Source organism: Embleya scabrispora DSM 41855, from assembly GCF_000372745.1.
GTDB classification, from domain to species: domain Bacteria; phylum Actinomycetota; class Actinomycetes; order Streptomycetales; family Streptomycetaceae; genus Embleya; species Embleya scabrispora.
Genome location: NZ_KB889728.1, coordinates 26,675 through 34,511, shown reverse-complemented (window position 1 = coordinate 34,511; position 7,837 = coordinate 26,675). Strand labels below are relative to the sequence as shown.

Below are 7,837 nucleotides of genomic sequence, written 5' to 3'. Positions count from 1 at the left end.
TGGCCCGCTTGAGGACTTCCACGTCCTGGCGCAGCCGCTGATTCTCCCGCCGCAACGCGGCCAACTCCTCGCGTTCGCCACCGGTCAGACCGTCGCGCTCCCCGGCGTCGACCTCGGCCCGCACGACCCAGTCGCGCACCGCGGTCTCGGTGAGATCGAAATCCTTCGCGACCTGACCGACCGAACGATCACCGCGCCGACACAGCTCGACGATCTCGGCCTTGAACTCCGACGTGAACGAGCGGCGAGGCCGAGGCTTCTTCTTCCCCATGCGCTCCATGATGGACATCCTCCCAAGAGGGGCAAACCCCTCAGACAGGGTGTCCGTCAAACCGAACCAGGCTCACATGGACTTCGCAGTCTTCGAGCCCGAGCACGTGCTGACCCGTTTGGCGAAGGCACCGCCCACGCGTGGGCTCCTGACGCGAGAGTGCGCTGAGCACTTGCACCACGATCGGCGTGTCTGAGGTTGCCAGGAGGCTGAAGGCGGTGTGTGACGGTGCTGGTTCCTTGAACGCCGCGATGCGCTCCCCGACTGACGCGCCGGTCACTGGATGGCTCGCGATCGGCGGTTGCGTTCGGCCCGGGCAGGCCCGCCGGTGGTATCAAAGACGACGGAGGGCCCTACTACCGTTAGGGCCCTCCGTCTTGGTTCTCTGCCTATTCGTCAAACTCGCCGTCTCGAACACCGGCCAGGAACGCGGCCCATTCGCGCTCGTCGTACCGCTGCACGGCCCCCAGAGGGTCAGCCGGGTTGCGAAGGGCCATCCCGCCCCCCGGTATTGCGGCAACCTCGATGCGGTCGTCAGCTGTAGAGCCTGGTGCCGCTTGCCAAACGACAGTGGACAGATCGACGGCGTACAGGTCCGCCTTGTCCCGGGTCGTCATGCCTGGACGAAGTTCCCTGCCTTGGCCGCAGCGATGAACTGTTGCCAAGCAGGCTGGGAGACACGAGTGACGGGGAGGTGGGTGTTCTTGCTGTCGCGAATCGCTATGGCCGAGACTCCGGGGATTTCCGCCAACTCGACGCAGTCGTTGTCGTTGTTGGTGTAGGAGCTCTTCACCCATTCGACGTCCGTGAGTGGGACGGCGTAGATGCTGTTGTCCATGTCAATCTTTCTCGCTGAGGGCGGTGATCAATTCACGGCTGGCCTCCGGGCTCAGGGCCTGCTCGCGCAGGTTCCTGAACAGGCGATTCAGCCGCACCAGGTGCTTGGGAGTATCCAGCAACAGGCTACCCGCGACGCTGGCAGCGAAGGCTACGTCCGGCTCCTCGTCGCCTGCGTAGCTGAGCAGGTTGAACGGGCTCGGTTGGGTTCCGTTCTCGCCCGCGGTGTACGCAATGACGCGCACGTCGACGTTGGGGAGTTGGGTGATCTCCAGCATGTGGCGCAGCTGTGCGCGGTGAACCTCGGGACCTCCGACCTCGACGGCGAGCGCGGCTTCGGAGAGGACAACTTCGAGGCTCAGTAGCGGATCGTCGTAGAGGCGGCGTTGGCGATGGGCTCGGACGCGAACGAGATCGTCTACCTGATCCGGTCCCAGTGCCGCAAAGCCCACGGATGTGACGGCTCGGGAGTACTCCGCCGTTTGAAGGTGCGCCGGAACCAGCAGGGTTCCGTACTCGCGCCGCAGGACGGCGTCTGCCTCGTACTCAAGATGCGTGGCGTAGTTGGCCGAGACCGAATCGCCGTATGCGTGCCACCACGGTGCTTCCGATTCCCAGATCTGTTCGGCGAGTTCTTCCAGTTCCGCGCGTTCTTGACCGCGAACGTCGTAGGCGGTCATCAGTTTCTTGAACAGAGCTTCCGTGCAGTTGCGGTCGCCGGTCTCCGCCCGAGTGACCGTCGAAGGACTGACGTTGATCTGTTCGGCAACCGCCTTGGCGGTTCTCCTGCCACGCAGAGCACGAAGCCGCGAGCCGAGCTCCTTCCTCGCCTTGAGGCTGCCTGGGCCCGTTGTCGCCATGCCGTCTCCCTCGTCCGTGAAGCGATGCTCATTCGTATCGCACGGCGGCCACACCCGAAGGCAGCGTAGCCACACCGACGAGATGTGGCACGTGTTTGGCATTTTGCCTCGCATCGTCTTGACGATTTCCCATACTGAGGAGCAGTCTCTTTTCAGTCACTGACTGCGCCTTCATGATCACGAAGCGCAGCGGTGCGCGATGCCCGTGCGATCCACTGGGAGAACCGCATGGAACTGCCCGCTCAACGACTGGACCTGCCGAGAACCCCGCTCTCCGCAAGGAGCGCCCGTCTGCACACTCATGCCGTGTGCGCTGCCGTAGGTGCGTTACCCGACGACGATCCCCGTTCAGTGGTCGTCGAGTTGGTCACGAACGCGCTCGAACACACCGAAGGTCCCATCACGCTGTTCTGGTGGGTTGAGGACGGGCAACTGCTGTTCGCGGTCACCGACGACGCGTTCAACGCGCTGGAGTGGAAGACGCCGCGCCCGGAGCCCGACGCTGACGCCGAGGACGGGCGTGGGCTGCAGATGGCCTTGGTCCTGGCGGACGAGTTGGCCTACGGGCCGACGGCGGACGGCGGGAAATGGATCCGGGCAGCGTTTGTCCTTCCGGAATCGCCCGATGCCGAGATGCTCGCGGCACGCCAACGCGCCTCGCTCGAACGCCCGTCCTGGAACGACCTTGCACCTGCGGCCTCGTATCGGAACAACGCGGCTGCCGGTGATGTAGGCGGCGAGCAGAGCGGGACTCCGCCGACAGCGGTGACGTGCTCGTTTCGGCCCATCCTCCTTCCCGGTTCGTCTCGAACCCTCACCACGAAGGTCACTCGTGCACGGATTCTTCGACGCGGACCAGTCTCCACGGCGGGTATTCACCGCGTATCCCCGACGGGCGACGCGCGCCGTGGTCGTCGTGCGGTGGGTTTGGCTCTGCGATGGCCGGTGGCGGTTCAGGGATCGGCTGGACCTGGACACGCCCGCCGTCGTTCGGGCCCTCGCCTACTGCGAACGTGCGCGGATACACGACGCTGCGCTCGCTCTTTTCGAGGCGGCGTCCGTGCTTCCCGGGCTCGGTCCGAAGGCGCTTGACGCCGCGATCAGCGCGGAACTGGGAGAGGACCACGCCCAGTTCGACCGAAGTGACGTCGACGGCACGACGGGCACCGTCTGTTTCACGCATGGGACGCCCCTTCTTCTGCCCGCCACGGACGGGTTGAGGCTTCGCCTCGTCCGTGTGTCGGGTCGGGCCGCCCTTCCACTCCCCGGGGCGGCCGGTCGGGCGCGGGTCTCCTGACGGTTCGCGTCCGGCCCCGACTTCCCGCTCGCCCCGATCCCCGCGTTCGGTACCCGCCTCGGCCGCGGGGAGCCGGGGTCCGGAGTGCCCGTGCGGATCCGCGGGTCTCCGACGGCATGGATGGCGGGCGACTCAACGAGGAGTCGCCCGCCACCCACGCTCCTCTTCCACCCACTGTGTTCGGAGGATTTCCGATGATCAGGCGTTGCTCCCGTGAGGGGGACGTGTTCGCGCGTAGGGGACCGATTCCGGGTCGGTCCGAGGATCCGTGTGTCCGGCACGCTCGCTTGGCGCACGCGGTCTCCCGCGACCACCGGTGCGTCGAAGACCGGTGTGGGCGCTGCCGCGTCGCGTGGCCGTGCGAGCCGGCCTCCGAGGCCGCGACCGTGATGGGCGTGTGCGGGATCGCTCCCGTGGACGACGCGCCCCGGGTGTGGTGGCCCGCGTCGCCGGACGCGCCGGTGGGGCGGGTCCGGATCCTGCCGTTGACGCCGTGGCAGACCCTGTGGGCGGACCTCGACACGGCACTCGACTGCCGGACCGACGCCTGGACCCTGCCCCGGACACCGGTGTCGCGCCGCCGCGCGGTCGCCGAGGCGGCCGTCGCCATCGTCGACCGGACGACCACGACCGCACTCGTGCTCGCCGTGATCCGCCTCGGCCCCGACAGCGCGCCGAACGGTGCCGGGGTGTGGCTGCTGCCGGACGGCGAGCTCCCCTCGGCGCAGCGGGCGATCGATTGGCTGCGTGGTTTGCGCCGGGCGTGGGACACGGGGGCGCCGGTGGCCCACGATCCGCCTCGTCTGCCGTTGGTGGGAGCCGATTTCGCCGGGTACCGGGTGAGCGCGCCGGTGCGGACGCCGCCGGCGGTGTCCGGGTGAGGGGGGTGGGTGTGTCGGTTCCGTGTGTGGGGCGTCATCGGTCCCGATTACTGCGGTTCGTCGTGAGTCTCGGCGGGTGTTCGCGCACCGTCACCGCCGGGCAGGCGGTCCGGATCCTGCGCGCGGTCCATCTCGGGTTTCCTCGGCACCTGCACGCGGTGCCCGCGGCCCGGCGGCCCGGTCTGGCCGGGGTGCTTCATCAGTTGTGGCTGCAGGGCAGTGAACGTCCCGGACCGTGGCGGCCGTTCGACCCCGGCGTGCGGGTCGCACCCGTCCCGCGTCCTCATCATCCCGTTGCCCGGGCGGATCGCGGCTGGTTCGAGAGCAAGTCCCGTCCCGGGGCGCCGCCGAACCGTGTTCCGGCCCGCGTTCCCGTCCCGATTCCGAAACGGTAGTCATGCGGCATACGCCTTTTCTCCGACGGTCGCGCGTGGTTGTGCGGGGCTTGGCGGACCCGCCGCTCATCGCCACCGCAGCCACCATCCTCGGCGTCGGTCGGACTCGACCGATGGGAGCCACGCCGTGGTGCGTACCGCTGCGGAACCGGTCATCACGCCCTGCCCGGCTGCCTCGCCTCGACCAGGACCGGAACCCGACGCCCGGCGACGGCGATCTCGTGCACCCGTGGGTTCCCCTGCCGTCGGCACGGAGCCTGCGGGTGGTGTACCTCAGCCATACCGATGGGCCGTCCCTCCTGCCGTGGGCTTTCCCGCGGGCCCGGCGACGGCGTGTGATCGGGTGCGGTATGTATGCGAGCGACGGCCTCGCGGTACACGCGAATCCGGGGCGCGTTGGCCGAAAACCCCGGCCCCGAACCGCACTTCGCGGCCGCTCTGACTGACCTACAGACGGCCCCCAAGAACCACCCGCAAGCCATCACGACGGCAGAAGAGCACCGGTAACCGGCAGCAACCGGTAACCGGCAACGCCACTGCCGAGCCAAGCAGGACACGGGAACACCGAGTGTGCCCTTGTGGGTCGCCGGTGCGACGTCCGCGCTCTCACGCACCACGCGCCCCCACGCACCACGCGCCCCCACGCACCACGCGCCCCCACGCACCACGCGCCCACACGCACCACGCGCCCACACGCACCACGCGCCCGTGCGCTTACGCGACCCACAACCGATCGACCCCGCTTCCGCGCCCTTGCTTCTCCAGGTTCCGGGGAGACCACGGAACCACCGCAGTGGCCGGGCGCGGGTTCATTTCCTCACCGACACGAAGGGGCCCACGACGACGTGACCACCATCGACTTCATCACGTGCAATTTCGAGAACAACGGCGGAGGCGACCGCCGGAAGTGGCGGGCGGCGCACGAGTTCCTCGCCTCGCTGCGGCCCGCCGCGCTCTTCAGGCAGGAGATGTGGGACGCCCTCGACAACGACGGCGAACTCGCCAAGCGCGCCGAGACCGTGCTCGGGATGCGCGGATGGGTCGGCCGGGGCAGCGCCACGGCCTTGTACGCGGACCCGCAGGTGTTCGAATCGCCGCGCGGCTGGGCCGACTCCGGATGGCAACTGGAGCCCACCGCGCGATCCCTGCGCTTGCGCGACACCGGCGGGGAGACGCTGCCGATCGTCTGCGTCTCGCACCACCTCACCTACTCCTCCTGCACCGCCCGGGCGATCGAGGGGGAGCACCTGACCCGCTTCCTCGACAAGGACCACCTCACCGGATCCGGCGCCACGGTGAAGCTGCCCGCGATCCTCGGCGGCGACCGGAACAGCTACCGCGTCCCGATCCCGGGAGGCCCGGCACTCCCGAACCTCGAGGCCATCGCCGACGCGGTGCACCGGATCCACCGTTCCCGCCGCGGCCCCGACGGCGTCCGCATCCCCGACACCCACACCGACCGCGAAATGCGCGCCGTCGGCGCCGAGGACGCCGCCCGCCACATCGCACGCACCCACGGACGCATGGCCGCGCTCGCCCCCACCGTCATCGACAAACCGTCGCAAGGCCCCGCCGCGGCCGTCGACGGATTCTGGATGTCACGGATCCTCCTGCCCGCCCTCGCCGAGGTGGACGTCATCGACATGGGTGGCCTGTCCGACCACCACGCGGTCCGCGCCCGGCTCCACCGAGGCACCCTCGCGGACATCCTGCGCCGTGCCACGGCACCGCACCCCGACCGGGAACACTCCGCGGAGCCGTTCCGGAGCGCGGCCCTGTGATTTCCGACGAGCCGATCCCGCCCCGTATCGACGTCGCCTGGGACGAGCCGATCCCGCCCGGTATCGATGTGGCCTCCGATGCCTGCGTGTTCGACCGGTTGGCAGGCGGCAACGACAACCACCCGTCCGACCGCGAGACCGGCTCGGCCATCCTTCGCGTCGCACCCGACATCGGATCCGCCATCCCCAACTCCCGGGCGTTCGCCCGCCGCGCCACCGGAACCCTGGTCCGCGACCACGGCGTCCGCCGCATCCTCGACCTCGGCTGCGGCCTCCCCGTCACGCCCTGCATCCACACTGCGGCCCAGGCCGTCGCTCCCACGACGCGGGTGATCCATGTCGATCGCGATCCGCTCGTCGTCGGGCAGGCCGGGATGCTTCTCGACCGGAACGACCACACAACCGTCGTCCCTGCGGACATCGCCGACGTCGGCGCCTCGGTCCGCGTCCCCGATGTCGCCGAACTCCTCGGCGAAGGCCCGATCGCCGTGCCGGCGACGGCGGTCCTGAACCGCCTCCGACGTCCGGCGGCCTTCATGTCCGACCTCGTCGACCGGCTGCCGTCCGGCTCGTACGTCGTCCGTCGTGAGCGTGCTCGTCGGCGACGACCCGCGAATCCGCCACGCGATCACGGACGCCGTGCACACCGGCACCCGGGGAGCCCGGGGCCGCGTCGCCACCCCCGACGAAGCCGCCGCGCTGTTCACCGCGCTCGACGTGTTGCCACCCGGAGTGTGCGACGTCGCGGTGTGGAGAGTCGACGACATCGGTCCCCACCGGACCGTCCACCAAGGCGGTCGGCAAGCCCACATGCACGGAGGAGTGGCCCGCGTGCCGTGAACCACGAGCGGCATCCTGACAGGAGAGGCCCTCGTACGGGCGAGATCGTCGGGCCTTGATCGGTACTTCCGGCTGCTGAGCGACCGGAGGCAGGGCTCGTATCCTTGCATCGTGACTGCGGCGGAATCGAGCCGATCTCGTACCGGACGCGTCGATGACGGCGGGAACTTCAAGGACAGACACGCCTTGAACCGACACGTTTGTCCTGCTGACGCGTAGACAGGACCAAAATATGCGACAACGCTCAGCTCGAAAGTGAAAACAAGCAAGAAGCTTGCCGCAATGACCTTGTTGGCGTTACGAATCGGCAAAGCCTCCAAGAACCCGCAGGTCAGCAAGGGAAGTCCCCACGCAGGTGGGGGTGAGCCGAGGCAGTAGCCGCCGCAGGGAATCGCTTCCTCCGAAGTCCCCACGCAGGTGGGGGTGAGCCGCGAGACATGTGGCGTTCCCCGGAGGGTGGGGGGAAGTCCCCACGCAGGTGGGGGTGAGCCGGGCGCGGGCATCACCGGCATGGTCCAAGGCGTGAAGTCCCCACGCAGGTGGGGGTGAGCCGGCCCAACCGGGTCGCGAACGCGTGGAGTTCGGGAAGTCCCCACGCAGGTGGGGGTGAGCCGTGAGGAGGGCGGCGGTGTACTCGGCGGGGTAGGAAGTCCCCACGCAGGTGGGGGTGAGCCG

General features: G+C 68.9%; 8 protein-coding genes, 1 pseudogene and 1 CRISPR repeat array. Of the genes and pseudogenes, 5 read left to right on the top strand and 4 right to left on the bottom strand.

All coding sequences use genetic code 11. From position 1 onward, the window contains the following. The 4 genes from A3IC_RS0146855 to A3IC_RS0146840 form a co-directional block, all read right to left on the bottom strand. Positions 1-280: IS3 family transposase (locus tag A3IC_RS0146855; RefSeq protein ID WP_040878567.1), on the bottom strand; the 280-nt coding region annotated here is incomplete at its 3' end. 380 nt (positions 281-660) lie between these two features. Continuing rightward, positions 661-888 (bottom strand): DUF397 domain-containing protein, encoded by a 228-nt coding sequence (locus A3IC_RS72820; RefSeq protein ID WP_020556971.1) that lies wholly within the window; start codon positions 886-888, stop codon positions 661-663. After that, complete coding sequence (locus A3IC_RS0146845) at positions 885-1,109, bottom strand: DUF397 domain-containing protein (RefSeq protein ID WP_020556970.1); 225 nt, start codon at positions 1,107-1,109, stop codon at positions 885-887. Before A3IC_RS0146845 ends, A3IC_RS72820 begins: the two co-directional genes overlap by 4 nt. Before the next feature lies 1 nt (position 1,110). After that, positions 1,111-1,968 (bottom strand): helix-turn-helix domain-containing protein, encoded by an 858-nt coding sequence (locus A3IC_RS0146840; RefSeq protein ID WP_020556969.1) that lies wholly within the window; start codon positions 1,966-1,968, stop codon positions 1,111-1,113. A gap of 228 nt (positions 1,969-2,196) precedes the next feature. Between A3IC_RS0146840 and A3IC_RS73940 the strand changes: the two genes are divergently transcribed. From A3IC_RS73940 to A3IC_RS69465, 5 genes and pseudogenes are all read left to right on the top strand, one after another. After that, the gene (locus tag A3IC_RS73940) at positions 2,197-3,060 is read left to right on the top strand and encodes an ATP-binding protein (protein WP_158696380.1); all 864 of its coding nucleotides are present in this window, start codon (positions 2,197-2,199) and stop codon (positions 3,058-3,060) included. Between the two features lie 618 nt (positions 3,061-3,678). Further along, entirely contained in the window at positions 3,679-4,146 is a 468-nt protein-coding gene (locus tag A3IC_RS0146830; protein ID WP_158696379.1) for a hypothetical protein, read from the top strand. Positions 4,147-5,386: 1,240 nt separating this feature from the next. Continuing rightward, positions 5,387-6,322, top strand: coding sequence for a hypothetical protein (locus A3IC_RS72075; RefSeq protein WP_020556965.1), 936 nt, complete (start codon positions 5,387-5,389; stop codon positions 6,320-6,322). Beyond that, positions 6,319-6,873, top strand: a pseudogene (locus tag A3IC_RS73935) (SAM-dependent methyltransferase); the annotation flags it as partial. The gene A3IC_RS72075 and the pseudogene A3IC_RS73935, both read left to right, overlap by 4 nt. Positions 6,874-6,907: 34 nt before the next feature. Beyond that, positions 6,908-7,162 carry an SAM-dependent methyltransferase gene (locus A3IC_RS69465; RefSeq protein WP_020556964.1) on the top strand — a complete coding sequence of 85 codons (255 nt, stop codon included), beginning with the start codon at positions 6,908-6,910 and terminating at the stop codon, positions 7,160-7,162. Positions 7,163-7,502: 340 nt separating this feature from the next. After that, positions 7,503-7,837: a CRISPR direct-repeat array (repeat unit 29 nt; unit sequence GAAGTCCCCACGCAGGTGGGGGTGAGCCG).